Raw genomic sequence first — 944 nt, 5'->3', positions numbered from 1 at the left:
GGGCTTCTGGTTGTTTGATTATTGGATAGTGGACGCGAGCATCCGCCCGCACACGGCTAGTTGGTGTGTGGGTGGTGTTTAGTGTTGTTTCGTATTGATTGTTTGGTGGTGTTCTTTTGTTTGTTCCGCCGCGATCTGCCGGCATGCGTGTTTGTTGTGTGTGTTGGTGGTTTGTTGTGGGCAAGTTGTTAAGGGCACATGGTGGATGCCTTGGCATCGAGAGCCGATGAAGGACGTGGGAGCCTGCGATATGCCCTGGGGAGTTGGCAACCGAGCGTTGATCCGGGGATGTCCGAATGGGGAAACCCAGCTGGAGTTATGTCCAGTTACCTGCACCTGAATGAAATAGGGTGTGTGGAGGGAACGTGGGGAAGTGAAACATCTCAGTACCCACAGGAAGAGAAAACAACCGTGATTCCGAGAGTAGTGGCGAGCGAAATCGGAGAAGGCTAAACCGTATGTGTGTGATATCCGGCAGGGGTTGCATGTGCGGGGTTGTGGGACTGTCGTTGCTCTATCTGCCGGTGGGGCGCACAGTGAGAAACCGTGGCTGAGGTCGAAGTCCGTTGGAAAGCGGTGCCGGAGCGGGTGATAGCCCCGTAGACGACAGGTTGCGGCTGTGTTCGACAGCTCCCAAGTAACACGCCACTCCTGGAATGGTGTGTGAATCTGGCGGGACCACCCGTTAAGCCTAAATACTCCTCGATGACCGATAGCGGACCAGTACCGTGAGGGAAAGGTGAAAAGTACCCCTGGCGGGGAGTGAAATAGTACCTGAAACCATGTGCCTACAATCCGTCAAAGCCTGGACTTGTCCGGGTGATGGCGTGCCTTTTGAAGAATGAGCCTGCGAGTTTGCGTTGTGTGGCGAGGTTAACCCGTGGGGGGAAGCCGTAGCGAAAGCGAGTCCGAACAGGGCGGTTGAGTCGCACGATCAAGACCCG

General features: G+C 55.4%; 1 rRNA gene. It reads left to right on the top strand.

The features are described 5' to 3' along the window. Positions 1–178 precede the first annotated feature (178 nt). Positions 179–944, top strand: a 23S ribosomal RNA gene (locus tag ACPOLA_RS19155); the annotation flags it as partial.

It is taken from the genome of Nocardioides proteolyticus, from assembly GCF_051280635.3.
Lineage (GTDB): Bacteria > Actinomycetota > Actinomycetes > Propionibacteriales > Nocardioidaceae > Nocardioides.
Note: the sequence above shows the minus strand (reverse complement) of the source record. Positions and strands in the feature narration are given on the sequence as shown.